Annotated in this window: 30 protein-coding genes; 23 read left to right on the plus strand and 7 right to left on the minus strand. The window is 42.8% G+C overall.

Annotated elements, in window-relative coordinates; translation table 11 throughout:
• The first annotated feature begins 70 nt into the window (after positions 1 to 70).
• Genes BLQ53_RS10495 through BLQ53_RS10520 form a run of 6 tightly spaced genes read left to right on the plus strand, consistent with a single transcriptional unit; the run spans position 71 to position 5,819 of the window.
• A complete protein-coding gene (locus BLQ53_RS10495; RefSeq protein WP_093727265.1) occupies positions 71 to 2,179 on the plus strand; it encodes a BglG family transcription antiterminator in 2,109 nt (702 codons plus the stop codon).
• Between the two features lie 16 nt (positions 2,180 to 2,195).
• The gene (locus tag BLQ53_RS10500) at positions 2,196 to 2,504 is read left to right on the plus strand and encodes a PTS sugar transporter subunit IIB (protein WP_093727266.1); all 309 of its coding nucleotides are present in this window, start codon (positions 2,196 to 2,198) and stop codon (positions 2,502 to 2,504) included.
• A gap of 36 nt (positions 2,505 to 2,540) precedes the next feature.
• Positions 2,541 to 3,830 carry a PTS sugar transporter subunit IIC gene (locus BLQ53_RS10505; RefSeq protein WP_093727267.1) on the plus strand — a complete coding sequence of 430 codons (1,290 nt, stop codon included), beginning with the start codon at positions 2,541 to 2,543 and terminating at the stop codon, positions 3,828 to 3,830.
• Between the two features lie 20 nt (positions 3,831 to 3,850).
• Positions 3,851 to 4,255: a tetratricopeptide repeat protein gene (locus BLQ53_RS10510; protein WP_093727268.1), complete on the plus strand. Its 405-nt coding sequence runs from the start codon at positions 3,851 to 3,853 to the stop codon at positions 4,253 to 4,255.
• A gap of 27 nt (positions 4,256 to 4,282) precedes the next feature.
• Complete coding sequence (locus tag BLQ53_RS10515; protein ID WP_093727269.1) at positions 4,283 to 5,149, plus strand: class II fructose-bisphosphate aldolase; 867 nt, start codon at positions 4,283 to 4,285, stop codon at positions 5,147 to 5,149.
• A 49-nt stretch (positions 5,150 to 5,198) separates the two neighbouring features.
• The gene (locus BLQ53_RS10520; RefSeq protein ID WP_093727270.1) at positions 5,199 to 5,819 is read left to right on the plus strand and encodes a P-loop nucleotide/nucleoside kinase family protein; all 621 of its coding nucleotides are present in this window, start codon (positions 5,199 to 5,201) and stop codon (positions 5,817 to 5,819) included.
• Positions 5,820 to 5,970: 151 nt separating this feature from the next.
• On the opposite strand, the gene BLQ53_RS10525 is transcribed toward BLQ53_RS10520, so the two are convergent.
• Positions 5,971 to 6,438, minus strand: a complete 468-nt coding sequence (locus BLQ53_RS10525; RefSeq protein WP_093727271.1) for an NUDIX hydrolase — start codon at positions 6,436 to 6,438, stop codon at positions 5,971 to 5,973.
• A 196-nt stretch (positions 6,439 to 6,634) separates the two neighbouring features.
• On the opposite strand from BLQ53_RS10525, the gene BLQ53_RS10530 reads away from it, so the two are divergent.
• From BLQ53_RS10530 to BLQ53_RS10590, 13 genes are all read left to right on the plus strand, one after another.
• Positions 6,635 to 7,891, plus strand: coding sequence for an NAD(P)H-dependent oxidoreductase (locus tag BLQ53_RS10530; RefSeq protein ID WP_093727272.1), 1,257 nt, complete (start codon positions 6,635 to 6,637; stop codon positions 7,889 to 7,891).
• A gap of 16 nt (positions 7,892 to 7,907) precedes the next feature.
• Complete coding sequence (locus BLQ53_RS10535) at positions 7,908 to 8,327, plus strand: transcriptional regulator GutM (RefSeq protein WP_093727273.1); 420 nt, start codon at positions 7,908 to 7,910, stop codon at positions 8,325 to 8,327.
• Positions 8,328 to 8,342: 15 nt separating this feature from the next.
• A complete protein-coding gene (gene srlA, locus BLQ53_RS10540) occupies positions 8,343 to 8,858 on the plus strand; it encodes a PTS glucitol/sorbitol transporter subunit IIC (protein WP_093727274.1) in 516 nt (171 codons plus the stop codon).
• 17 nt (positions 8,859 to 8,875) lie between these two features.
• On the plus strand, positions 8,876 to 9,889 hold the full coding sequence (srlE, locus tag BLQ53_RS10545; RefSeq protein ID WP_093727275.1) for a PTS glucitol/sorbitol transporter subunit IIB: 1,014 nt from the start codon (positions 8,876 to 8,878) through the stop codon (positions 9,887 to 9,889).
• Between the two features lie 12 nt (positions 9,890 to 9,901).
• Positions 9,902 to 10,258: a PTS glucitol/sorbitol transporter subunit IIA gene (locus tag BLQ53_RS10550; protein ID WP_093727276.1), complete on the plus strand. Its 357-nt coding sequence runs from the start codon at positions 9,902 to 9,904 to the stop codon at positions 10,256 to 10,258.
• A gap of 51 nt (positions 10,259 to 10,309) precedes the next feature.
• On the plus strand, positions 10,310 to 11,248 hold the full coding sequence (locus BLQ53_RS10555) for a sugar-binding transcriptional regulator (RefSeq protein ID WP_093727277.1): 939 nt from the start codon (positions 10,310 to 10,312) through the stop codon (positions 11,246 to 11,248).
• A gap of 200 nt (positions 11,249 to 11,448) precedes the next feature.
• Positions 11,449 to 12,030: a TetR/AcrR family transcriptional regulator gene (locus BLQ53_RS10560; RefSeq protein WP_093727278.1), complete on the plus strand. Its 582-nt coding sequence runs from the start codon at positions 11,449 to 11,451 to the stop codon at positions 12,028 to 12,030.
• Between the two features lie 71 nt (positions 12,031 to 12,101).
• Positions 12,102 to 13,208: a YhgE/Pip domain-containing protein gene (locus tag BLQ53_RS10565; protein ID WP_093727279.1), complete on the plus strand. Its 1,107-nt coding sequence runs from the start codon at positions 12,102 to 12,104 to the stop codon at positions 13,206 to 13,208.
• Between the two features lie 102 nt (positions 13,209 to 13,310).
• The gene (locus BLQ53_RS10570) at positions 13,311 to 13,577 is read left to right on the plus strand and encodes an SDR family oxidoreductase (protein WP_244499325.1); all 267 of its coding nucleotides are present in this window, start codon (positions 13,311 to 13,313) and stop codon (positions 13,575 to 13,577) included.
• A gap of 113 nt (positions 13,578 to 13,690) precedes the next feature.
• Positions 13,691 to 15,331 carry an ATP-binding protein gene (locus BLQ53_RS10575; RefSeq protein ID WP_093727280.1) on the plus strand — a complete coding sequence of 547 codons (1,641 nt, stop codon included), beginning with the start codon at positions 13,691 to 13,693 and terminating at the stop codon, positions 15,329 to 15,331.
• A complete protein-coding gene (locus BLQ53_RS10580) occupies positions 15,297 to 15,998 on the plus strand; it encodes a response regulator (RefSeq protein WP_170829658.1) in 702 nt (233 codons plus the stop codon). Before BLQ53_RS10575 ends, BLQ53_RS10580 begins: the two co-directional genes overlap by 35 nt.
• Before the next feature lie 124 nt (positions 15,999 to 16,122).
• Entirely contained in the window at positions 16,123 to 17,418 is a 1,296-nt protein-coding gene (locus BLQ53_RS10585; protein WP_093727282.1) for a CitMHS family transporter, read from the plus strand.
• A gap of 78 nt (positions 17,419 to 17,496) precedes the next feature.
• A complete protein-coding gene (locus tag BLQ53_RS10590) occupies positions 17,497 to 18,006 on the plus strand; it encodes a type 1 glutamine amidotransferase domain-containing protein (RefSeq protein WP_093727283.1) in 510 nt (169 codons plus the stop codon).
• Between the two features lie 37 nt (positions 18,007 to 18,043).
• Here the strand turns inward: BLQ53_RS10590 and BLQ53_RS10595 are convergent, their stop codons facing one another.
• The gene (locus BLQ53_RS10595; protein ID WP_093727284.1) at positions 18,044 to 18,682 is read right to left on the minus strand and encodes an NAD(P)-dependent oxidoreductase; all 639 of its coding nucleotides are present in this window, start codon (positions 18,680 to 18,682) and stop codon (positions 18,044 to 18,046) included.
• Positions 18,683 to 18,827: 145 nt separating this feature from the next.
• Here BLQ53_RS10595 and BLQ53_RS10600 point away from each other — a divergent pair, with 145 nt between their 5' ends.
• The gene (locus BLQ53_RS10600; RefSeq protein WP_093727285.1) at positions 18,828 to 19,262 is read left to right on the plus strand and encodes an Rrf2 family transcriptional regulator; all 435 of its coding nucleotides are present in this window, start codon (positions 18,828 to 18,830) and stop codon (positions 19,260 to 19,262) included.
• 37 nt (positions 19,263 to 19,299) lie between these two features.
• On the opposite strand, the gene hmpA is transcribed toward BLQ53_RS10600, so the two are convergent.
• Positions 19,300 to 20,511, minus strand: coding sequence for an NO-inducible flavohemoprotein (gene hmpA / locus BLQ53_RS10605; RefSeq protein WP_342005165.1), 1,212 nt, complete (start codon positions 20,509 to 20,511; stop codon positions 19,300 to 19,302).
• Between the two features lie 124 nt (positions 20,512 to 20,635).
• Here hmpA and BLQ53_RS10610 point away from each other — a divergent pair, with 124 nt between their 5' ends.
• The gene (locus BLQ53_RS10610) at positions 20,636 to 21,067 is read left to right on the plus strand and encodes an RrF2 family transcriptional regulator (RefSeq protein ID WP_093727287.1); all 432 of its coding nucleotides are present in this window, start codon (positions 20,636 to 20,638) and stop codon (positions 21,065 to 21,067) included.
• A 36-nt stretch (positions 21,068 to 21,103) separates the two neighbouring features.
• Here BLQ53_RS10610 and BLQ53_RS10615 read toward each other — a convergent pair whose 3' ends face one another.
• The 4 genes from BLQ53_RS10615 to BLQ53_RS10630 form a co-directional block, all read right to left on the minus strand.
• Positions 21,104 to 21,820: a MerR family transcriptional regulator gene (locus BLQ53_RS10615; protein WP_093727288.1), complete on the minus strand. Its 717-nt coding sequence runs from the start codon at positions 21,818 to 21,820 to the stop codon at positions 21,104 to 21,106.
• On the minus strand, positions 21,820 to 22,284 hold the full coding sequence (locus tag BLQ53_RS10620) for a hypothetical protein (protein WP_093727289.1): 465 nt from the start codon (positions 22,282 to 22,284) through the stop codon (positions 21,820 to 21,822). The genes BLQ53_RS10615 and BLQ53_RS10620 overlap by 1 nt, the downstream gene beginning before the upstream one ends.
• Complete coding sequence (locus BLQ53_RS10625) at positions 22,274 to 22,621, minus strand: magnetosome magnetite crystal formation protein family (RefSeq protein ID WP_093727290.1); 348 nt, start codon at positions 22,619 to 22,621, stop codon at positions 22,274 to 22,276. Before BLQ53_RS10625 ends, BLQ53_RS10620 begins: the two co-directional genes overlap by 11 nt.
• Before the next feature lie 124 nt (positions 22,622 to 22,745).
• On the minus strand, positions 22,746 to 23,366 hold the full coding sequence (locus BLQ53_RS10630) for a cupin domain-containing protein (RefSeq protein ID WP_093727291.1): 621 nt from the start codon (positions 23,364 to 23,366) through the stop codon (positions 22,746 to 22,748).
• 195 nt (positions 23,367 to 23,561) lie between these two features.
• Here BLQ53_RS10630 and BLQ53_RS10635 point away from each other — a divergent pair, with 195 nt between their 5' ends.
• Both BLQ53_RS10635 and BLQ53_RS10640 read left to right on the plus strand, forming a co-directional pair.
• Positions 23,562 to 25,307: a HAMP domain-containing sensor histidine kinase gene (locus BLQ53_RS10635; protein WP_093727292.1), complete on the plus strand. Its 1,746-nt coding sequence runs from the start codon at positions 23,562 to 23,564 to the stop codon at positions 25,305 to 25,307.
• Positions 25,308 to 25,389: 82 nt separating this feature from the next.
• Positions 25,390 to 26,061: a response regulator transcription factor gene (locus BLQ53_RS10640; protein ID WP_093727293.1), complete on the plus strand. Its 672-nt coding sequence runs from the start codon at positions 25,390 to 25,392 to the stop codon at positions 26,059 to 26,061.
• The last annotated feature ends 1 nt before the right edge of the window (position 26,062 follow it).

Consider the following 26,062-nt stretch of genomic DNA (forward strand, 5'->3'; position numbering starts at 1 on the left):
TTGCAAAAACATACACTAAACTTCCGGAATTCCACCACATATAATGAAACCATGAAAGGGGTTACATTCTATGAAAGAAAGGACGCAACGATTACTTACTAGATTTTCTTCAGTTAATTCCTTTTTGACATGCAAGGATTTAAGTACAGAGTTTTCTATTAGTGAACGTACTGTAAGAAACGAATTAACCTTAATCAACAGTTTTTTGGCTGAAAATAATTACCCGACGATAAAAACAGCAAGAGGAAAGGGGTTGAAATTAAATCTCTCTGCCAAGGAACGTGAAGATTTACTTGTAAAAATTGAAGATGATAGAACGGTCGATTATTACCGTCCTAATGAACGTTTTCTGGCGCTGCTTTTGGACATTGTAAATCCATTGCATACTACCATCCTTTATGAAATGGAAGAAAAGCTGCAGGTTTCAAAAAGCACATTGGATGAAGATATGAGGAAGCTTCGATTGTTCTTGAAAAATCATGGGATTTCTGTAGTGAGTTTGCCGAAGCAGGGTGTCGTGTTGCAAGGGGATGAACGCTCGATAAGGTCGATGTTATACAGCGTAATTACAAGCATGACAGATATCGATGCATTGCTGAGCTCTAAACTGGCAGAAGTTACAGTATCAACTATTGATCAATTAGTACTGAATTATTTAGATCAACAAGCTATCCGCATCATCACAGAACACTACGATGAGGTTCTAGTAAAGTCCAAGATTGAAATTAATTACATGTACCGAAATCAAGTCTTGCTGTATTTAGGAATTTGGCGGCGCCGCATGGAAGAACGAAACACCATAAGTGGATCAGCTAAAGTAAAAAATGAGAGACAGGAAGGACCTATCAGGGATTTCATTCATTCACTTTGCAGAGATTTTGATCTGGACCCTCCGTTGGTCGAGATGGATTATATTACACTCGCCATAGAATCATTTAATCCAAAAGATATGAACAACTCCATCGATTGGATCACTGCACAACTGTTAGCCATTCAATTGATCGAGCATGTAGAGAAAGTAACCGGTATCCCTTTTTCAAAGCGAGAAGAAGAATTGTATGAGGGGTTGTATAAGCATATCACAGGATTATTGAGCCGAGCCAAAAACGACATTCAAGCATCCAATCCTTTGAAAGATACGATTAAAGAATCTTATTTCGAAATATATGAGGCAGTAACGCGCTTTAAAAAGCAAATCGAGGAACACACCAAGAAACCATTATCAGAAGATGAGATAGGATTTTTAACTGTTTACTTTTCAACTTCTGCTAGCTGGATGAAACAGGAGACACGAGCAGTATATCAGGCAGTTGTGCTCTGCAGTCATGGGCTTTCAACGGGAAGACTATTGGCTGCCAATCTGAAAGAGCACTTCAATATAGATATTGTTGCTGTATTGAGTTCCCATGAAGTAAGTTTCATTGACAAGCTCGATGTGGATTTGGTTTTTACTACCATTCCGATTGAATATCAGAGAAGACCGTTATTGATACTCAATCCGATTCTGCGAGAAAGCGATAAAAAAGAAATAGAAGCCTTCTTAATCAAAAATAAAGATAAACGAAGGATAATCTCCAATAATTTAGATGCCACAGAACTGATGCAGGATATCTTAACGTTAATTATTGATAGCGGCGGCAGCATAACAAAAGAAAGTTATCAGAAAGTAGAAGAAACATTTAAGAATCACCATTTAAAAATTAACACGAGGGAGATACAGCCAATGCTACAGGATATCCTGAAGAGCTCCAATATTTTATTGAATCAAGAATGCAAGGATTGGAAAGAAGCAATTACGAAGGCTGCCAATCTTTTGGTGAAAGAAAAAGCAATTGAAGAAAGTTATATAACTGCCATGATTAAATCCGTGGAAGAATATGGACCTTATATAGTCGTTGGTAAGCATTTAGCTTTAGCACATGCAAGGCCCGAAGATGGAGTGAATAAATTGGGTGTCAGCGTTATGACTTTAAAGGACCCAGTCTATTTTGGCAATCCGGATAATGATCCGGTACGACTTGTTTTTTGTTTGGCTGCCGTAGATTCTTATTCACATTTAAATGTAATGCGTAATTTGATTGATTTGATAAATGATGAAGCGAAAATTAAGAGATTAATAGCAGTACAAGATACAGATATGTTTAACGATGTGCTTTATGGGAGCCAAAAAACCTACTAAAAGTGGAGGAGATTATATGAAAAAGTTAAATATTTTATTTGTTTGCGGGGCAGGCTTGGGAAGCAGCTTTGCATGTCAAATGGCGGCAGAAGATGTGTTGATTAAATTAGGCATCGAAGCCAAATTGGATCATGGTGATATATCCTCTGCAGCATCAGCAAAGCCAGACATTATTATTACAGCACAAAACTTTCAATCACAATTCGAGAAATTCGCTATTGATCCTAACCAAACAAGCATTGTTTATTTAAGAAACATTGTATCCAAACAAGAAATTGAAGAAAAAATCACTCCGGTACTAAAGGAAAAAGGAGTCTTGGTTTAAGTATAAAACAGGCAGAGCGAGGGAGGAAGGCAGCGAATGGGTGTTATAAATTTTATTATCGAAAACATTTTGACACAGGCATCCGTCACGATTGCATTGATTGCTATGCTAGGTTTGATTTTGCAAAAAAAATCTGCTGGTCAAGTGATATCTGGCTCTTTAAAAACAATGCTGGGTTTCATGGTATTGGCTGCCGGTTCCAGCATTATTGTAGGGAGTCTAACATATTTCGGAAAAATATTTGCAGAAGGATTCCAAATGCAGGGCATTGTCCCTTCGATTGAAGCCATTAATGGCCAAGCTATGAATGAATTAGGCTTAGGGCGGGATATTGCATTAACTTTTCTAGCCATCTTCATCTTTAACATCATCATTGCCCGATTTACAAGGTGGAAATATATTTTTTTAACAGGTCAAGCGATCCTCTGGATGGCTACCATGACAACGGTGTTTGGATACTTTGCTGGATTGCGCGGGATTGCTTTGATCTTGGTTGGAGGTTTTATTGGTGGTGTATTTGCGGTTGCCATGCCAGCAATTGCACAGCCATTCGTTCGGAAAATCACCGGATCGGATGAAATCGCCCTGGGACATTTTTGTACGGTTGGCTATGTGTTCGAAGCGGGCGTAGCAAAAGTATTCGGGGACAAAGGCGAGAAGAAAAAATCGGTAGAAGATTTGAAGCTTCCAGCCCAGCTAGAGTTTTTGCAGGATACCTATCTCTCCGTAATGGTAGTGATGGTTCCGCTCTATATTATTACAGCAGCATTTGCTGGAGCAGAATTTTCTTCCACATTAGCAGGAGATACACACTATCTGATGTTTGCCTTTCTTCAAGCCATTCAGTTTGTGGTAGGAGTATACGTCCTGTTAGCAGGTGTTCGCCTGCTGCTGGGGGAAATTGTTCCTGCATTCCGCGGTATTGCAATGCGGCTTGTTCCAAATGCCAAGCCGGCCTTGGATTGTCCCGTACTGTTCCCATACAGCCCTAATGCTGTCATCGTTGGATTTATCACTACGACAATCGGCTGTGTTATCGCCATGTTCGTATTGCCAGTATTCGGATTAGCTATGATCCTGCCAGGGATGCTGACAGCCTTTTTTGCAGGCGGAACTGCCGGAATATTCGGAAATCAGGTTGGCGGTCGCCGAGGAGCGGTTATTGGCGGAGTGGCACACGGATTCTTCATCACGCTTTTGCCGGCCCTGCTAGTGACGATATTCAATTCCATGGGGTTTGTTAATGCAACTGCGACGGATGTCGATACAGTAGCCGCAGCATTGCTATATGCATGGCTCATTGGTCCACTTCTAAAAGCTTTTTAGCATAAAAGGAGGCAGATATGATGTTTGGTTTTGGCAGGAAAAAGGACAAAAAAACAAAAAAGGATGCCCAGCAGGAAGAGACGGCCGTTTTGACTCCGGAAGACAAAGAACAAATACAGCTCTCAATCTCTTTAAAAGAACAAGAATTCGAGCAGGCTGCTGAAGAAAAACACGCAAAAATACTTGAAGAGATCGGCATGGCTTATGTGGAACTCGGTGATGATGATCGTGCAATTGATTTTCTTGAAAAAAGTATACAGATAGAAAAATCAGTAGGCGATGGGTATAAAAATTTATTGCGATTATATAACAAAAAACGAGCAGAAGCAGCAAAAGCAAATGACGATAAAACGCTTCAAATCTATCTAAATAAAATGGATCAGTTGATGCAAGTTTCCAAAGATGTTACACGAGGTGTTCGCTAAATAGTATGAAGGGAGCGGAGGTTGAGCATGTATTCTACATTAAAAGAAGTGACGAGCCGAGCGGAGGAACTAAACTACACAGTGGGTGCATTCAATGCACATAATCTAGAAATGCTGCCTGATATGATACGTGCGGCAAAGGAGCAAGGCTCACCGATTATCATTCAAACTAGTATAGATACAGCAAAATACATCGGACACGAAAATTTCGTTGCGGTATGCAAGTCGATGGCGTCAAAGGAAATGGTGGATGTGGTATTGCACTTGGATCACGCTAGGAATTTTGATGATATTAAAGAGGCTATCGATAAAGGATATACATCCGTTATGTTTGATGGCTCTCATTTACCGCTTAAAGAGAACATTATGAAAACACGAGCAGTAGTTGAATACGCACATAAACATGGTGTTTCCGTTGAAGGAGAGCTTGGTACCATCGGCGGTACAGAAGAGGGAATCCACGTCGGAGAAGATGATAAGGTATATACGGATCCAAAAAACGCAGTGGAATTTGTCAAGGCGACTAAAGTTGACGCATTAGCCGTTGCCATTGGAACAAATCATGGCCAATATAAATCCAAGACAAACGTAAATTTGCCACTTTTGAAAGAAATAAATGCAGCAGTGGATGTACCACTGGTGATTCATGGCGGAACAGGTGTGAATGAACATGATATCCCCGAACTAATCAATAATGGCATTCGAAAATTTAATGTAGGAACAGAGCTTCTGGTGGCATGGACGAGAAAAGCTAAAGAAACATTTGGAGAAACAAAAGAGACAAAATCGCTGCGACATAATGTCATTCCCTGTAATCAGGCAGTCAAAGAAATAGTCAAACATAAAATCAGTATTTTTATGAATGTGGAGGATCGTACGCTTGTCTTGAAATAAGTCAACAAGAAGCAGATGCCCAACCAGTGAAGAGATGGAAGGTGATTAGATGAATAACGTCCTTATATTACTAGCTGGCTTTCCGGGAACAGGTAAAACTTATTTATGCAACATGATCGATGAAAGTCTAGGACCGTACGCATTGATATCGCCTGATAAGTTAAAAGAATGCTATTTTGATATATATGGTTATCAAAACCTGAATGAAAAAAAGAGACTAGAAAACAGAGCGTGGAAGAAATACTACGAAGTGCTGGAAGGTCAAATGCATGCGAGAAAAAATATTATATCTGACTACCCATTCAGCAATAAACAGTACCCTCATCTTCAGCGACTAACAGAAAAGTATCAATATAAAGTCATCACCATTCGTTTGACAGCTGATTTGAATGTTTTGTATGAACGTCAAAGACAGAGGGATTTAGATGATTCCAGACACTTAAGTCACATTGTAACATCCTATCGCTTGGGTGATCGGCTGGAGAACAGAGTTGAAGCGGATAATTTACTCACTTATGAGGAATTTATTGTGCGTTGTACCACAAGAGGTTATGATGCATTTCAAATGGGAAGGCTAATCGAGGCAGATGTAACAGATTTCTCAAAGGTTAACTATTCGGAGCTTATTGATAATGTCGTGCACATATCGGAAAGTCAGCGTATAAATTAGCTGTTGTGATCCCCACCCATGTATCCTAATTTGGTTACTCAGGTGGGGATTTTTTTATGGGTATGGTCACCAGTTCAATGTTTAAGTGATGGTCCTAATGTAGATGAAGATATCAAGCCATTTATAGAGTGAGAAGGTATTATTTTAGCAGTCATCTAATAAATGCACTTTTACAGTCTTTTAAAGCATCCTCTATCCTTGCCTTTTGAGCAGGTTGGATGTCGTAATCATCCAGTTCATTGATTGGAACCCAAGCAATATGGAAAGATTCATCACTTTTGCGCAGTTCTCCTGCGACAGCTTCTCCCGCGAAACAAATGGAAAACTGCTGTCTTACTTCGCCATCATCATAAGCGATGATATGGTTGGGATCACTATATACACCTGTTATGCGATCAATGTTACATTCCAGTCCTGTCTCTTCCTTCACTTCTCTTTTTATTGCCTCCAATATAGATTCTCCTATATCCATATTACCGCCAGGCAAGGACCATTTCCCATTATCGCTTCGCTGTTGAAGCAGGATATGCTGATCATTTTGTATCACTGCAGAAACAGCTGGTATGATTTTTTGGGCTTGCGGTGCATCCTTCACGTGATAATAATCAATTCTGTTCATATTTTAGCCTCCTCTATTTTTTTCAGAAAAATGTTTGACAACGCTTTCAATAGATAATACAATAACAAGCAAGAAGTAACAAATGATATTAATTGTAACATATGTTACATAATTTGAACTTATAATAAATAGTGTAACAGATGTTAATTCATTTTTTACTTAGATATGAAAACGCATTCAACAGGAGGAATGGAATATGTCCATTTATCGAGAACTACAAGAAAGAGACAAACAAATGCAGCCAATCAAAGTAGGTGTCATCGGAGCTGGACAAATGGGTTTCGGACTTATCTCTCAAATTTCGAGAATTCCTGGGATGGTTGTCGGTGGAATTTGTGATGTGAATATTTCCAATGCGGAGAAAGCTAGAGATTTCTATCGATCTCAGGAGAACAGAAAGGTAGAGACAGTGGTCTCTTCTGATTACCGGGCAGTTATCCAGTCCAATACGGTAGAGGTCGTGGTAGACGCTACAGGTGTACCGGAGGTCGGAGCTAATATTGCCTTGGAAGCACTTCGTTCCAGAAAGCACTTGGTTCTGTTGAACGTGGAAGTTGATATTACAATCGGTTCTTATATGCACAGCATGTTCAATAGTGCAGGATTGGTTTACTCTGGTTCGGCTGGAGATGAGCCAGCTGCAATCGTGGAACTATATGAATTTGCGAAAACGATGGGGCTTGAGGTCGTCGTAGCGGGTAAGGGTAAAAACAATGCGCTTAAGCCGACTGCAAACCCGGATACTTGCGCAGAAGAAGCAAGACAGAAAAACATGAGTGCACACATGCTGGCAGCATTCCAAGATGGAACAAAAACCATGGCTGAGATGAACTTACTAAGCAATGCGATCGGCCTTGTGCCGGATAAAGTCGGCATGCACGGGGTGGATGCCGGTCTTGATGATGTCGCAAAGAAATTGGATTTGAAAGAAAATGGCGGGGTTCTGGATTCCCTTGGAGTTGTCGAATATGTAAACGGTATAGCGCCAGGCGTATTCGTAATCGTGAAGAGTGAATTAGAACCAGTGGATGAGGAATTGCGCTATCTGCTGAAAGTGGATGCCAATCATGGCCCGCATTACACGCTATATCGTCCTTATCACCTTGCAAGTCTTGAGACACCGATCACCATTGCCAAAGCAGTGCTGCATCACGATACTTCCATTCATCCGCTTGGTGCACCGGTTTCTGAAACGGTTGCTGTTGCAAAACGTACGATCCAGCCAGGTGAGCGACTTGACGGTATTGGCGGCTATAGTGTCCGGGGTATGCTGGAAACACATCAAGACATGAAGGTAAATGGCCATATTCCAATCGGGCTGATCAGCGGGAATGTCGTAGCTAAGCGTTCCATCGAAGAAGGCCAGTTCCTGACCATGGACGATGTAGAACTGGATACATCTACTACTGTCTGGAAGCTTCGTGCGCTTCAAGATCACTTATTCGCTGAATGATGGGGAGGATGACAAGATGAAGCTAGTATTGATTGCCTGCTGTTTGCTGATCATCCAATCTGCTTTGACTGCAATACAAGTTCACTATTATCAAAAATCAATGAAAAAATTAGTGGGGAAATATAAAGGAGAAAAGGGCTTTCATCTTTTCTCCGGACAATCCCGCCGCCGTGTCGGTCCAGGATCGATTGTCCTGCTCGTTGTAGATGAATCCTATATGATCCGGGAATGCCAGGTGATGCGGGGCATCAGCATTCTTTCAACATTCAAAGAGATGAAGGAATATGAAGGCAAGCATCTGGGTGAACTGTTGGACGAGCTGCATAGTCCAGTAAAACAAAAGAAGCTGCCAGCACTGCAAACAGCTTTGCAGACTGCTGGTGAACAAGCTTTGATGTCCATCTCGAAGACGAAAAGAATGGCATCTATCTCATAACAGGGAGTGAAAGACATGGAATGGATTCAGTGGTTCGGTGAGCATTTCATCGGTATGTTCAATGCTGGAGGCGAGCAATTCATGAGCCTCATCACCGGTATAGTGCCGACGCTGGTAGTATTGCTGACCTTTACTTATGCACTAATCAAATTCATTGGTGAAGATCGTGTGACAAAGGCGATTCGTTTCACCTCCAAATATGCTTTGCTGCGTTATACAGTCATGCCGATATTATCCATTTTGCTGCTTACAAATCCAATGGCATATACATTCGGCCGCTTTGTTGAAGAGCGTCAGAAACCTGCCTTCTTCGATTCGCTCGTTTCATTTTTGCATCCGGTGACGGCATTGTTTCCATATGCAAATGCCGGAGAGCTATTTGTCTACTTGGGTATTGCCAACGGCTTGACACAAGCTGGCTACTCAACATCCGAACTGGCAGTTCGTTTCTTCTTGGTCGGTATTGTCGTCATGCTGATCAGAGGAATGCTGACGGAACAAATCACGAAATTCCTGATGAGAAGAATGTAATATGGGAGGGAAGCAGCATGGGATATAAAGCGGTATTTGTCAGCAAAGGCTCTGGCGGATGGGGAACAGGACTCCGGATTGAACCAAAAGGCAAGAAAACGAAAGTAATCTCGATTACAGGAGGGGGCATTCACCCTGTCGCTGAACGTATAGCGGAATTGACTGGGGCCCAAGCAGTGGATGGCTTCAAGAACTCGGTACCAGAGGACGAGATGATGTGTGTGGTCATCGATTGCGGCGGCACAGCTAGAATCGGGCTTTATCCGATGAAACGCATTCCGACTGTTGATATTCTTGGTTCCTCACCATCAGGCCCGTTAGCGAAACATATCAAAGAAGATATCTTCGTATCAGGTGTTACACCAAAAGAAGTAGCCCTTGCAGAAGATGAAGGGAAAGAGCAGGCTTCGGCCGCTGCAGAAGAAGAAGTAAGATTCAATACTGCTGATAAGAAAGAGTTCAAGGAAGAGTATGAGAAAGTGAAGGAAGAGCATCGTTCCACTGATGATAACTGGCTGATGCGCTTTTCAAAAGGCATCGGGAAAGTGACAGGAGTCTTCTACCAAGCGGGACGGGATTCCATTGAAATGCTGCTTAAAAATATCATTCCATTCATGGCGTTTGTGAGCATGCTGATCGGAATCATCAATTACACAGGAATCGGGGACTTGATTGCCAACACGATGTCACCGCTTGCCAGTTCGATTTGGGGACTTATCGTCATCGTCGTTATCTGTACGCTGCCGTTCTTGTCACCTGTGCTTGGACCAGGTGCTGTCATTGCCCAGGTAATAGGGGTATTGATCGGAAGCCAGATTGCACTGGGCAATATTCCGCCGCAATTTGCATTGCCGGCTTTGTTCGCAATAAACGGGCAAGTCGGGGCAGATTTCGTACCAGTTGGGTTGTCTTTAGGTGAAGCGAAGCCAGAAACAGTCCAGTATGGTGTTCCAGCAGTCTTGTACAGCAGGTTGATCACCGGAGTCCTGGCAGTTGTCATTGCTTACTTTGCCAGCTTTGGCATGTATTAAGGAGGAGAAACTATGTATCAAACAATTGTGAAAGAAATCGGACCGATGGCGCAAGCTTTTGAAGCAGATAAAATCGTTATTCTATTTGGGATGCAAGCTCCTGCAGAATTGAAGGAAATCTCTTTTCTGCATCAAGTCGAACAAGGAGCAGAAGGCAATGCAATCAAAGAAGGCGGTGCCTTGATCATAGATGGACAAGAGTTCCAGATCGACAAGGTAGGTTCGGCTGCGAATGAAAATCTACAGACATTGGGACATATCTCGATTTATTTCACGGAACCAGAAGGAGAAGTGCTGCCGGGGGCTGTATTTGCAAGTCCGCATACTTACCCTATCATTCAGGAAGGTAGCAAAATTACATTTAAATAGTACAATGGTAGATGGCATATTTTATGTTAAACCACAGAATAGGGTGGTAGGATGGCACTTTTGGGAGATAGAAGACTTTTGGTGAAAATCGCCCACATGTACTATGAAGAAGGCGCTACACAATCGGAAATCGCAAAGGCAATCGGAGTCAGCAGATCGCTTATTTCCAAGTACTTGACAAAAGCCAGGGAAGCGGGAGTTGTGGAGATCATCATTCATGAGCAAGATGATCATCCGTATACAGGGCTCGAGTCGAAAGTGGAAAAACGTTATGGATTGCGGGAAGTCATTTGTGTAGAAGCGAATGAAACGGATGATTCCAAAACCCGATTGGGAGCAGCAGCCAGTAATTATCTACTCCGCATGATTCGAAATGGACAGACAATCGGAATCAGCTCCGGTACGACATTGTACGAAGTTGCCACAGCAATGGCATCCAGTCAGTATTTTCCCGAACTTCAATTCATTCCTCTTGTAGGGGGAATGGGTGATGAACGGGTCGATATCCACGCGAATCAAATCGTAGCAAAACTAGCTGAAGTGCTGAAGGCAAAGTGTAAACTGCTACACGCACCTGTATTGGTTGATTCCAAGGAAGCAAGAGAGATTATTGTCAATCAATCGTCTATTAAAAGCATCTTTGAAGCAGGAGCAAGAGCTGATATCGCAATGGTTGGAATCGGTGGGACACCAGAGCATTCGACGATGGTAAAATCTTATTTACAACAAACGAATGGCGTCATCGAGTACGAAAATGTCGTAGGCGATATATGCTACAATTTCATCACAGAAGATGGCCGCGCTGCAGATAATGATTGGAATGACAGAGTGATTTCGATGGATTTGGAGCATGTGAAGCAAATCCCTCTTGTCATCGGTGTGGCAAGCGGCCGGGAGAAAATCAAAGCAATCAAAGCTGCTTTGGCTGCGAATTTGATCCATGTTCTCATTACCGATGATGTGACAGCTCGTATGCTCTTAGAAGCTTGATAGCTTTAAATTCTAAGAAGTGTGATATAACTAAATCAAATAAGCTGCATGAAATCCAATTTGAAAATCTTGATTTTATGCAGTTTATTTGTCATTAGTGGAACCAAGTATAAATAATTACTGATTATTTATTTTTCCTTGCATTTATTTCGCGGAACACATATAATGCAAGTACTTACTTACATTTGAGGGATGAAGAAATGGGCAAGAATGCAACAAAACAGAAGATCATTGAAGCAACGACAGCATTATTCGCTTCCAAAGGATTTGCTGGTACGACAACAAAGGAGATTGCTAAAGTAGCAGGTGTCAATGAAGTAACGCTATTCCGTCATTTTGGCAGTAAGAATGGTGTATTCGAGGCAATTATAGAATCCCTTGCTTTTGATACTGTGTTCGATGAATCGTTCTATCGGCATATAAAGTGGGATTTGGAGCAAGATATACGACTTTTTGGTCAAACATTCCAGGACAAACTGCTAGAGTATCGTTCCTTGATTTTTATAGCTATGAGAGAAGCAGACTTGAATCCGGAGATGAAGGAACTTATTTCCACCTTTCCGAAATCCGTAAAACAAGTCATGTTGAAATATCTGAAGGAGATGCATGAAAAAGAACAAATAATTTCGACTGACTTGGAGATACAGGCAATGAATTTCGTTTGGATGCATTTTGGTTATTTTCTTTCAAGAGTTCGTTTCGAGGGAAAAATGATTTCTGCTGGTCATGACGATTTTTTGGATGAGAGTACCAGATTAATTGCTAGGGGATTAAGAGCCTAGCAATTCTTTTTCCTCATAAATGCAAGTAAGTACATGCATACATAAATGAATTTAGAGAGGTGACAGTGATTATGAAAGGGTATCTAAAAGAAAAAGCAACATGGGTAGGGATTGCAACAGCATTAGCATTTTTGTTGATTTTCCTATGTGTCTGGCTGACAGCCTATCACGATGTTGAAGATAGAATAGGGAATTTAAGGATAGGGATTGTTGTGCAGGATGAGCAGTTCGAAACAGGCCACGTAGAGAAGTTAAAAGAAGCGATACCATTCCGGGTTGAGCAACTGACAGAAGTAGATGAAGCAAAAAAGGAATTAGAGGGTCATAACCTTGACATGGTCATGATCATACCAAGACATTTTGTCCAGGACAGTATGGCTGAGGGTGCGGAAGTAAGATATATCATCAATCAAGCTGCACCATCTATGACCAAACAAGCGATGGAAAGTGCAGCCAATAATATAACGGATAAGATGGATGAACAATTGCTTTCACAAAGGAATGCTGGCTCCAATCCAGAAGAGATAGAAACATTGAGTACGAAAGGTGAATCAATACATGCAGTACAACCCGTCATTGAGAAGATGCATGAAACGAAAGCTTTTGCTGCGTCAATGATTCCCCTGCTCATAATTTTGGCATCCTATGTCGGCTCGATGCTTTTAAGCTTGAACTTATATAGTTCTGCGTCAAAACTAAGAGAACATTATCCGGCGTGGCGGATTTTCTTGTCTCGCTTTATTCTGCAAGCATTACTATCGATTGTTTTAGCACTCGTAACTATATACTCGATAAGTGGTTTCGGCTTCGTAATCCATGGTAGTTTGTTTCTTGCGATAATTTTTCAAGGGCTTGTTTACTTTACATTCATGAATATTTCAATGATGTTTCTAGTGCTATTCGGACCAGCTGGGATGATTTTTAACATTCTTGTATTATCCGTACAGCTTGTGACAGCTGGTATAATTGTTCCTCGCGAGTTATTGTCCGATTTTTATAAGGAGTTAGGTAGTTATCTACCAGCAACATATGGAACAGAAGGATATTTTTCAATTATTTATGGAGGACTTGGTCTTCAGCGAGAAATCAATATGTTATTGCTTATTCTATCTGTGACACTGTTGATTATGATTTTAAAGCTAGGCGTAGAAATAATCAGGAAACCTAAGAAGGCTTGAATCAATAACCGCTTTCCCCCCTCCTGGTGAAGGCGGCAGTATCGTCAACATTTCCTCTGTGAGCGGCTTTCGTCCGCAGCCGAATAACATGGCGTTGTTGGTATGACGAAAGTTGCTACGCTTGAAAATGGTCCGATGAATATCCGGGCGAACACAGTTGCTCCCGGGGCAATCGATACACCGATGCTCAGAGGTTCCCTGGAAGAAACAGGGCAGACAGAAGAGGAATTTGCACCGATGCTGAGCCTTTTAGGCAGATTCTGTCAGCCGGAAGAGATTGCTCAGGCAAGTCTATGGTTAGCTTCCGATCAATCTTCTTATGTAACTGGCACGACAATTCATGCTGATGCAGGATATACAAGCAGATAACAAGACGAGCATCCATTTTTCACGTGGATGCTTTTTTATTTCGTAACCTTTCTTCTTCCTATAGCTTTAAAGTAGTAAGATAATAGAATAGGTGAACAGAGGGGACGACTTATATGGGGGAACTGCTGAGAAGGCGGCGTTTTGGATTACTAGGTCAGATTGTCTTATTGGTGACAATAGTGCTTGTGATCAGTCTATTATTTGTAAGCGCTCTATTCATGAGGAAGGTGGATGAGATAGTCGAAGAGGATGCTGGAAACACTGCAATGGCTGTCGCTAAACTTGCTGCTAAGGATGAAACGATTCTTGAGCACCTGGAGGAGAGGGATAATGACGATGCCATCCAGCAGGAATCTTTGAAAATCCAGCAAAATAGCGGTGCAGACTATGTTGTCATCGCTGATACGAATGGAATACGTATTTCTCATTCAGACCCAGAGAGAATTGGCAAACCGACAAAGACGAGCAATGAGCCTGTATTAGAAGAAGGAAAGGAAGTCATATACGAAGGTTATGGTATTTCCGGCTATGCGGTAAAAGCGAAATCACCGATAAGAAATGAATCTGGTGATATCATTGGTGTAGCATCAGTCGGATTTCTGAAACAAAACCTAAATGATCAGATACTTTCGTATTTAAAGGAGGTAATTATCTGGTTTCTGCTCATCTTCATTGTTGGTCTAGTTGGTGCTTATCTTGTGGCCAAACGTGTGAAAAAACTGATTTATGGATTAGAGCCTGAGGAGATTTCTTTCTTATTCAAAGAGAAGGAGACGACGCTGGCATCGATCAAAGATGCTACTATCGCCATTGATCGCAAAGGCCATATTACTTCTATCAATCGTAGGGCTCATGAGATATTTAAGCGAAAATCGGTGCTGGAAGATGCAATCGATCAGACGAATCTGCAATCTCTTTATCAAGGAGTTTTGGCAGACGGTCAAGGAAGGTATAACAAGTATACTTTCGTTGCTGGCGATATTTATATAGTGGATGCTTCTCCGATAAAAGAGGCTGAGGAAACATTAGGTGTAGTGTTTACATTGCGTCCCGAAACTGAAGTGATTGATGTTTCAGAGACAATCGCAAAAATGAAGCAGCAAGCTGATCAGATGCGTGCTTCCAATCATGAATTCATGAATAAGCTAAATACATTGTACGGTTTAATTCGCCTGCGGGAATATGACAAGGCACTTGTACTCATCTCAAAGGAGGTAGAGGAACAGCAGAGTGTCGTCAATTTGCTGATGACAAGCATAAAGGAACCGATGATTGCAGCCTGCTTATTAGGAAAATTCAACCGTGCCAAAGAGCTTAAAGTGTCATTAACAATTGATGAAAGCAGCAGCATGAACATTGATCTGCGACCGGAAGCAACGGAGAAAATCGTGACTATCATCGGAAACTTACTAGAGAATGCCATGGAGGCCGCATCCAAGCACCAGGGTACCGAAGGAAAGGTTTTTGTGTCTTTTACAGATTTGGGACAAGAAGTGATAGTTGATATTGAGGACAATGGCAAGCAGCTTTCCGAAAAGGAAAAACAGGCAGTATTGGTCGATGGATTTTCAACCAAAAAGGAAGCTGGCGATGGGCATGGAATTGGCCTGACTATTGTACAGGTAGCACTGGAGAAACTGAATGGAGCTTTGTATTATGGAGACAGTGAAGCAGGAGGAACACTCGCAACGATTGTTCTCCCGAAAGGAAGCGTGGAAAATGGATCGGATGAACGTTCTGATAGTAGAAGATAATGTGGAAGCATCAATGATATTTCAGAATTACTTGAATGAGATGGAAGGATATCGACTGATTGGTGTGGCTGAAAATGGCGAGCAGGCGAAAAGTCTGCTTCAGGCACTGAAGCCGGACTTGGTGCTGCTCGATGTCTATCTTCCTGATATGAGTGGTATTGATATCCTTTGGTTCATCCGCCAGAATTTCCGCAGAACAGATGTCATTTTGCTGACAGCAGCGAATGATACGGAGACAGTAGGTGAGGCCATGCGTGGAGGTGTGTACAGTTATTTGATCAAACCGGTAGATGGTGATCGCTTCCAACGTGTGCTCCAGGAATATAGCATACATAAAAGAGAACTTGAATCTGGCAATAAAATCGGTCAGCAGCAAGTTGACGCATTTTTTCATCCCAACATACATACAGCTGAAGCAGTAGAACAGGAGATTTACCCAAAAGGAGTCGACCGTCACACCTTGGAGACGGTACGACAAGTAATGAAGGAGCAGCAGAACAGCGAAAAGGCAGAGGAAGTAGCAGTGAAAGTAGGAGTAAGTCATTCTACTGTCCGCCGTTACTTGGAATATATGGTGTCGAGAAAAGAAGCAGAGATCGAAGTCACCTATGGAACAATCGGAAGGCCTGTTCGGAAGTATAAATACAGAGATGAAAGTTCGATCTAATATACGTGAAAAAAATGAAAAAAATGCACTTAATGTAAGTAAACTGTGCATTTTGTGAACGTAATGTTACACTTCTTTCAAATGAAAGCGCTAACAGTGGCGCTGTTTGAAGGAGGACTTTCTTTTGTTATCTTTATTGGGCTTCTCCATGGTTGCTGTATTTATGTATTTAATTATGTCCAAAAAACTATCGCCGCTTGTGGCGTTGACGCTTATTCCAATTCTCTTTGGTATAATTGGCGGCTTCACTTCTTCTCTCGGTCCGATGATGCTGGAGGGTGTAGAAGGAATTGCGGCCACGGCTATCATGATTCTTTTTGCTATCCTTTATTTCGGGGTCATGATTGATGCGGGGCTGTTTGATCCCCTGATCAATTTCATTCTGAAGGTGGTAAAAGGAGATCCGCTCAAAATTGTTGTTGGTACGTCAATTCTTTCTATGATGGTAGCACTTGATGGAGATGGCACAACAACGTATATGATCACAGTTTCAGCGTTATTGCCGCTTTATAAACGGCTAGGTATGAATCGCTTGATTTTAGCAACTGTAGCTATGCTTTCCATGGGTGTCATGAACATTACACCTTGGGGAGGAGCTTCGGCCATGGCGATGGCGGCATTGAATCTGGAAGCATCAGAGCTTTTCATTCCGATCATTCCGGTTATGGGAGTGGGTTTGGTTTATGCAATCACAGTAGCATTCATCCTTGGTAAGAGAGAAAGAAAACGTCTAGGTGTTGTGCAGCTGGATAATCAAACGCAAAGAGAAATCAGTGCCGCAGAAGAGATACCAGCTTACCGCCGACCGAAGCTTGTTTGGGTGAACCTCTTGCTTACGATAGCATTGCTCGTCTGCCTTATCCTTGACTTCATCTCGTTGACCATTTTATTCATGGTTGCTTTCGCTGTAGCACTTATGATCAACTATCCGCGTATGGCGGATCAGCAGGAGCGAATGGCAGCGCACGCTAAAAATGGTTTAGCTGTGACAACCATCGTTATCGCCGCAGGTATTTTCACTGGTATCATGTCCGGCACCGAAATGATCGATGCGATGGCGAATACACTTGTATCCATCATCCCGGAATTCATGTCTCCTTACCTCGCTGTCATTGTGGCCATCATCAGTGCACCGTTTACTTTCTTTATGTCCAATAATGCATTTTATTTGGGCGTGCTACCGATTCTCGCCGAAGCCGCTCAGGCTTATGGTGTCAGCAAAGTGGAAATCGGGCGGGCAGCATTGCTGGGACAGCCGGTGCACGTACTGAGTCCGCTAGTAGCCGCAGCCCACCTTTTGATCGGTATGGTAGGTATCCAATTCGGGGAATTGCAGCGTTATGCCATGCTTTGGGCATTCGGCTCGACAATTGTAATGACGGTTGCTGCGCTGTTATTTGGAGTTATCAGTATCGGATAATATGTTGAGCATGATAGTTGAATAAAATTAAATTCATCTGGTAGTCTTGAATCAGAGACGAAAGAGGAGGGACTATATATGAGCAAAAAAATCGCAGTTTTAGTTACAGATGAATTTGAAGATATCGAATATACAAGTCCGGTAAAAGCATACGAAGAAGCTGGCCACAGTGTTGTGACAGTCGAGTTCGAAGCTGGTAAAGAAGTTAACGGCAAGCACGGGGAGAAAGTGAAAATCGACAAAGCGATTTCCGATGTGGATGCAAGTGAATTCGATGCATTATTGATTCCTGGAGGATTTTCTCCTGACTTGCTTCGTGGAGATGACCGTCCTGGTGAATTCGCGAAAGCTTTCGTGGAAAATGAAAAACCTGTATTCGCCATCTGCCACGGCCCGCAAGTACTGATTGATACTGACTTGCTGAAAGGCAAGGATATCACGGGCTATCGCAGTGTCCGCAAAGACTTGATCAATGCTGGTGCAAACTACAAAGATGAAGAAGTAGTCGTCAGCCACAACATCGTAACAAGCAGAACTCCTGATGATTTGGAAGCATTCAACCGCGAATCATTGAATCTGTTGAAATAAGGGAAAAGCGCTGGATCAAAGGATCCAGCGCTTTTCTTTATTTTTCACCTACGACAGAGAAACGTTCATTCGTATGGGCTGGTTTTTCGATTTCGTCCAGCACAGCTATCGCATAGTCGGCGTAGCTGATGTAGCTTTCACCTTGCTTATTGAGGATCATGACATCGCCGCCTTTCTGATAGCTGCCAGTCCGTTTTCCATCCGCGTCGAAGACACCTGCAGGACTGATGAATGTCCATTGAATGCCTTCACTGCTTTCAAGTTCCTTCAGATTCTCTCCCATATTGGTAGCTGTCGGTAAAAAGGCATCCGGGAAGTCAGGAGTTTCGAATACGCGCGTTGTCTTCTGTTCATCTACGAAGAGACTTCCAGCTCCGCCGACAACGACAAGGCGAGTGGAGGGCGCATCTTTCAATGCTTGAATCAAAATGCGCCCAGCTTCGATATGCTGTTCTTCCTCACCGGCTGGAGCGTTAAAAGCATTGACGATTGCGTCAAAGTCTTGGATATCCTCGGCATTGATGTCAAAGATGTCCTTTTGAATCACTTGGACATTGTCTTGTTCTACTTTCGCAGGGTTACGGACAATGGCTGTCACCTCGTGGCCGCGATTTTCCGCTTCCTTTGCAATGAGACGGCCTGCTTTACCTGTTGCAGCAATAATCCCGATTTTCATAGTCATTCTCCTTTATATCTGTAACTGTTTTATTTACATGTAATATAATAAGTTACAGGTGGGGTTCTGTCAACACATTCCTTTTACCTGATGGTTTTTGCGTTATACTATAGATAGGAATTCATTAGAAAGTGAGCTGGAAGTTATGTCGATAAGCAGCCGTTTTGCGGTTGGTATTCATATACTGACACTTTTGGAAGTGAACAAGGACGAGGTGAATTCGTCTGAATTCATCGCCGCCAGTGTCAATACAAACCCCGTAGTAATCAGAAAAATCATGGGGATGCTGAAGAAAGCAGGACTGGTAAAAGTCAGACCTGGGGTGGCAGGAGCGGAACTGGCAGACAAGCTGGACGAAATTACACTGCTTGATGTTTATAAAGCCGTGGATGCAGTTCCGGAAAATGAATTATTCAGTGTCCATGGCAGTCCAAATCCACAATGTTCCGTTGGACGGAATATTCAATCAGCGGTACTTCCGATTTTCGCAGGAGCACAGTCGGCCATGGAAAAAGCATTGGCACATGTAACAATCCAAGATATTGTACGAAGCATCACAGAACAAGAAAATAAGAATTAACAAAAAGCGCACTGCCTTGGCAGTGCGCTTGGTTGTATTATTCAGCTTTTGAAAGATCAGCTGCAGGACCGAAGAATTCAAAGTGAATTTGTTCCTTGCTGAAGCCAGCGTGGTATAGCGTGGTAATGACGAATTCCATGAACCCGGCAGGACCACAGACATATACATCGCTAGTAGAGTTCACATTCTCCTTCAGGACAGTTTCATCAATGCGGTTACCTTCATAATAAGTTTGGTATGTTAATTTAGGCATTCTTTCCTGGAAGCTATGGATCTGCTCAGTGAAGGCAGCATAAGCAGGAGTGCGTGCTGCTTGAAGGAAGACGACTTCCCGATTTGGATCCTTCTCTGCCAATGTTTCGAGCATACTCATGATTGGTGTGATACCTACACCGCCGGCAATGAATGTGATGGCATTATCGGGATCTCCCTCGAGCGTGAAATCACCAGCCGGAGCACTTACCTCTAGTTTGTCTCCTTCTTTTACTTGTTCATGTAAGTATACAGAGACTTTTCCATCCGGATCATTATCATTTTCTTTTTTGACCGAAATGCGGAACATATCTGGTGACGGTGTTTTGGATAGGCTGTACTGACGGATCATCATATATTTTTCGCCAGGGATGGATACCCTGACAGAAATATACTGACCTGGTTGGAAATCAGGTACATGCTCCCCATCAGCGGGCTTCAAGTAGAAGGAAGTGATGACATCACTTTCTGGTACTTTATTTGCGACAGTGAAGTCTTTGAAGAATGCCCAGCCGCCTTCTTTCTTCTCATTTTCTTCATACATATTCGCTTCCACACCGATGAAAGCGTCCGCGATGACGCCATATGCTTCTTCCCATGCTTTTAAAATCTCGGGTGTTGCAGCATCTCCCAGAACCATCTTGATTGCCTTGAGCAAGTATTCGCCTACGACTGGATAATGCTCCGGTTTTACACCGAGGCTGACATGTTTGTGCGCAATCTGTACGACAGTCGGCAGGATGGCTTCCAGCTTATCGATATGTACTGCGGCTGCATAGACAGCATTGGCAAGCGCAGTCTGCTGTTTGCCTCTTGCTTGGTTGGCATGGTTGAAAATATTCAACAGCTCAGGATGGGCTTTGAACAATTCCTCATAAAAGACAGTAGTGATTTGAGTCCCGTGTTCTTCTAAAACTGGTACAGTGCTTTTAATAACGTTAATGGTTTCTTGTGATAGCATTATGGATTCCTTCTTTCTTTGATCTCTCTCTATCATAGAACTAACGATGGATAAAAGATATATTTTAAATACCACTTTAACAAAAGTGTCACATTCTCTATTTGCCCAATCATTTCGTGAGTTATGCTATAATCCTTTGGAAGAGGAGGATACAAAACAAATGCGATTGACGATGTATACCGATTTTTCCCTGCGAATCCTTCTTTATCTGGGGACAAAAGAAAAAGACAAATTGTCGACGATCCAGGAAATCGCGACAGCTTATCATATATCCAAAAATCATCTGATGAAAGTAGCGCATGAACTGCGCCAGGCTGGCTATATAGAAGCTGTCAGGGGCAGATCAGGCGGCATCAGACTGGCACTCGATCCGGAGGACATCAATATCGGGGCCGTCGTTCGGCGGATGGAGGATGATTTTCATCTGGTAGAGTGCTTCAACCGGGAAAATAATACTTGTCCGATTGCGTCCGTCTGTGGATTAAAAGGAATCCTAGGAAAAGCGCTGCATGCGTATTTGCAGGTGTTGGATGCGTATACCCTGCAGGATCTATTGGGGAATCAGGCAGATTTAAGGATGCTGCTTCGGTAAATAGGAAAGCTGCCAAGTTTTTGGCAGCTTTTTTGATTAGTTTTTGTTCTCTTTATGGATCTTTATGGCTTCTTTAAGATAAAGCTGATCTTTCTCGGAAAAAGGAGTGATGATCGGAGGTGCAGTTTGTGGCAGTGGAATGGTCGTTCTATCTCCAGCAGTCCGATCCATCAAAGCCAATAGCTGATTGACAAGTTGCTGTACTTCTGGCGCCCTTGGAGAGATATTCATCCGAATCACTTTTTTCAGATTGGATAAGAGGATGCTCCATTCTTTTTCCAACGTTTCATCGCTATCTGCTCCTGCCTGAATCTGCTCTCCTTGCTGCCATTCCTTGATGGATTCTTTGGCAGTTATGTAATGAAGCATGGAACAAAAAATATCTATATCAACTTCATGATCTGCTTCCGTAATGCGTAGCATATGGTCGACATCGGCTATCATATCCTCGATGGTCTGTTTTTTGGCAGTCAGCATTTTACGTTGGAATTGTAACGATCGATGAACTTCATGTCCCATCAAGTGGCCGGATGTCAGAATGTCTTTGATTTCTTTTAAAGAGAGCCCAATGCCCTTCATGGATTGAATGGCATATAGTCGATTCAAATCTGCATCAGAATATAAGCGATGACCGCCTTCTGTATGGGTTGTTGGCTTTAAGAGATCGATTTGATCATAATAGCGAAGCGTGCGGATACTGACTTGTCCTTTGGTTACCATTTCGCCGATAGTATATGTTGCTCCATCTGTCATCAAAAACTGCCCTCCTTGAAAAATGAGATGCCGTGCTGAACTAACAAGCCGGTACCAATACCCCAAATACCGATGCTCACAAGCTGCCAAAAGTAAATGCTTCGTATACTTGCTCCTAGAAGTACAGCAGCAGCCGCGCTGATATGATTTGCCCCTAATATAGGTCCCATCAAAGCTAAGGCGGGTACCCCGTAACGCGTGCCGAGAACTTTTGCCTTATTCATCCTAATGGATGAATAGTTGTCCTTTTTAGTGCTTTTCATCCATTTTACAGCAAGAACCACCGATAGGAAATTAGCGGTGAGACCGATCAGGCAGCAGACTGGAAACGGCAGACCTAGCATGATCCCTAAAGGGACTGTTATATGGGCTTCCACGAAAGGCACAGCACTTAGTAGAATCAACGATAAATAAAGAAAGAACAGCGGGAGTGATGATAAGTAATCGAGTACATCAGATAACATATGTCGTATCTCCTTTGACTTTGAAAAATCGAATCACAGGATAGGAGAAAGGTCTATCTATCAGTGTACAATACGCAGCCCATATGATGAGTATGGTCTCCAATCCGATTAACAGCATGGATGCCACACCAGCGGGCGGGTAGTGTATGGAAGTAATTCGGAGTAATAGAAAGACTGGGAAAAAAGTGAAATGTAAATTCAACCCTTCCTTTGCGTGCTGACTGAAATAGCTGCTTCGTTTTCGGACAAGGAGCAACACAATAAGTGGCAGGAAGAAAGTCAGGATCAAGGATAACAGATGCATCATACTTGCAGGGATTTTTTGTTTCAATGGCATATCAGGTCCTCCTAATGGTTGTTGATAAATACACCATAAGGGGTGACGCGACTGGAGGTTCAAGTAGTATTTTTATATTAATTTCAAATAAGAACAGCCTCTCCTGTCGAAAGAGAGGCTGTTCTTATTTGAAACGATAATATAGATACCCATCCGTAAAGTAATTTGAATCCGAGTTTTCTTGAGCGTGCGCTGGACTTTGGCTGCAATCATCCGGCGGTCCAATGATGATAGTCTGATTGTTAAGCGGGCGCAGTGCATCCTGCAGCTTTGCTTTATCCAGGCAATATGTTTTGGCCAGCACTTCTGCCGGTGTCTTTGCAAAAATATCCGACCCGAAAATATATTCTGGATACGGTGCATCGAAAATGGCTAGCAGATGAGTTTGATCCTCCCTAGCCGTTTCCCAATGCCACCATCCTTGGGGGACATTTGCAACTTGACCACGTGTGATGTGGATGTGCTCAACTTGATTCGTAAACGGATTGATCAAGGAAACACTTGCAGAGCCGCTGATGCAATAGACAAGTTCCGCTGCATTCTGGTGATAATGCGGTTCGACTGTCTTGTCCTTACTCAAATAGATATCAAGAAGCGACACATCACCAAGTGTATTCAATACATCCCGGCCGAGCCGGTTGATATAATTTTGGCTATTTCGCGTGAATAAACGGTTTTTATTCAAATCGCTAAAATACTGGACATCTCCTTTTGTATAGTCCATGTACGCATTGTCTCTCCCCATACATTCCCCTCTTTTCGGTTAAAATGACTCGAAGATAGCTTATGCTGAAATTGGAATTTTTGATTTTACAGAAAAAGGTTCCTTTCTTATATAAAAGGATGTACGCTGATGGAGGCTGTGTGCGGACACACAGAAAACATATTCTTACTGTACAGTATTACGTACAAATAGCTGTATGACATAAAGGAGATCGACATGAGGAGACGAGGCATCACCTTAAAGCTGTTCACTGTAACAGCTTTGATTTTTGTAGCATTTTACGCCATGATCATGACTTTTCAGCTCGTGTTCTTTGATAGCTTTTACCAGCATTATAAGACGAAAGAAGCTACCAAACAATTGGCTTCATTGGCCCATGCATATGAAACCAATCCCTGGAACGCAGAACAGCTGACAAAGCAGACACTTTCTTATATGAGGGAATCAAAAAGTCCCCTGACGATTGTCGATGCAGAAGGATATCAGCTGGTGCAAGATCCGTTTCACATCATGCTGGAAACTGAAGATGGACAGGTGCTTGAGGTGGCGCTTTCCTTATTCGTGACTGATTATGGTGACGACTTGAAGACGCTTAACATAAAAAAAGGAGATACATTGATGATTGGCGGGGAGAACGATTTGTCGGTTTCTTCGGTCGTATATCCGTCTGTCATCACCAAGGGAGAGCAAAGTGTAGGCGAACACCTGGAAGAGAATGAAGTGACATTCGAAGGTAAGGTGAAAAGCGTTTCGCTGCCCCAGGCAGGTATGTCGAATAGAGGCTTGGGCCTCCTTTATGATGCGCTGCTTGAGTGGTTCCCGCTAGATGAAGGCCTGCTTAAAAAGCTCCAAAATGGTGAGAGCCTGCAGCTGGACTGGATGGAGTCATGGAGTGGAAAGCATAATCTGGTCCTGATTGAGCCAGTAAAAAAAGATGGAGAAATGCAGTACATGTTCTCGGTGACATCCTTACAGGAAACCAAAGATACAAATGAAGCGCTGCGCGTTTTTTATCTATACATGGGCATCGCCGGCTTTGTCCTCATTCTGTTGCTTTCCTTGATTTATTCCCGTCTTGTGAGCAGTCCGTTGATCAAGCTGAATGAGATGGCGAAAAAAATGGTACATCTGGATTTCTCATCGGTGAAGCCGATCAAGCAAAACGATGAACTTGGGAGCCTCTCCAATAACATGCTCATCATGGCCCAGAATTTGGATCACGCATTGGAGGATTTGAAGCAAGCCAATGACAAGCTGAAGCAGGATATGGAAAAACGCAAGCAAATGGAGAAAGCGCAGAGGGAGTTTTTTGAAAATGCCTCCCATGAGCTTAAGACTCCGCTCAGCATCATCAAAAGTTTTGCCGAAGGGCTGCAAGATGGCATCAGTCCTGATAAACAGGATCACTATATGGAGGTCATCATCGAGGAATCTGACAAGATGGAAGTCCTGATCGGGGATATGCTTGATTTGGCAAAGCTTGAAAATGGTGCTATCAAACTGAGAAAAACATCGTTCCTGCTTAGCGAAATGGCAGAAGATTTATCGGATAAACTGTTTTGCATGGCAAAAGAGAAGCATGTTTCGATTGAAGTGATGCCACGGAACGAACTGCCGATTGTGGCAGATTATGAATGGATGGAGCGAGTGATTCGGAATCTGCTAGTCAATGCTGTCCGTCACAGCGACCCAGAATCTGTGATCACCATCCGTATCGAATCGGATTTGGAAGAGGAATGCAGTGTATTCATGGTCGAGAACAAAGGACAGCAGATATCAGAGGAGCAGCTTGTGAATATCTGGACTCGTTTTTATCGAACCGAGTCTTCCCGAAGCAGGATGACCGGCGGTACAGGTCTGGGATTGGCAATCGTACAGCAAATTCTGGAATTGCACGGATTCAGCTATGGTGTGGAAAATATGCCAGAAGGTGTACGTTTCTTTGCTCGCTTTGATAAATGATGGGGAAAATTACTTATTAGGACACATGAAGGACATATGAAATTGTTAATTTATGCATATAAGGTGGAAGGAAGGGTTCGTGATGGGGAAAAAAGTGCTGCTTGTCGAGGATGAATTACGTATCCGGGAAGTAGTGGCGGATTATTTCAAAAAGGATGGCTGGGAAGTGTACGAAACGGATAATGGCAGCAGTGCCATTACCTGGTTTGATGCCGTTTACCCTGATTTGGTCATTCTGGATATCATGATGCCGCAGATGGATGGATTTGCCGTCACCAAGCAAGTCCGCAACAGATCCGGCGTCCCGATCATCCTGTTGACCGCCAAATCCAGTGACGATGATAAAATTCATGGATTTGAGCTTGGGGCAGACGATTATGTAACCAAACCATTCAGTCCGAAAGTACTGGTTGCACGTGCCAACTCTTTGATGAAACGGGCTACAGAACAGTACTTGCCTAATGGTCATATGATCCGTTTCGGTCAAGCTGTAGTCAATACAAAATCACGTAACCTGGAACTAGATAATCAGCAAGTCGAGTTGACGCCGAAGGAATATGATCTTTTGCTGCTGCTGCTCCAGCATAAAAATAACGTTCTTTCACGTGAAACAATTTTGAATCATGTGTGGGGAATGGACTTTGAAGGCGATAATCGAGTCGTGGATACGCATATTAAGAAGCTGCGTGCCAAACTTGGCTGTGAATCGAATCGTATCCGGACCGTCATCGGTACCGGGTATAAATTTGAATAGA

The sequence above is a fragment of the Terribacillus halophilus genome, assembly GCF_900101385.1.
Classification (GTDB): domain Bacteria; phylum Bacillota; class Bacilli; order Bacillales; family Amphibacillaceae; genus Terribacillus; species Terribacillus halophilus.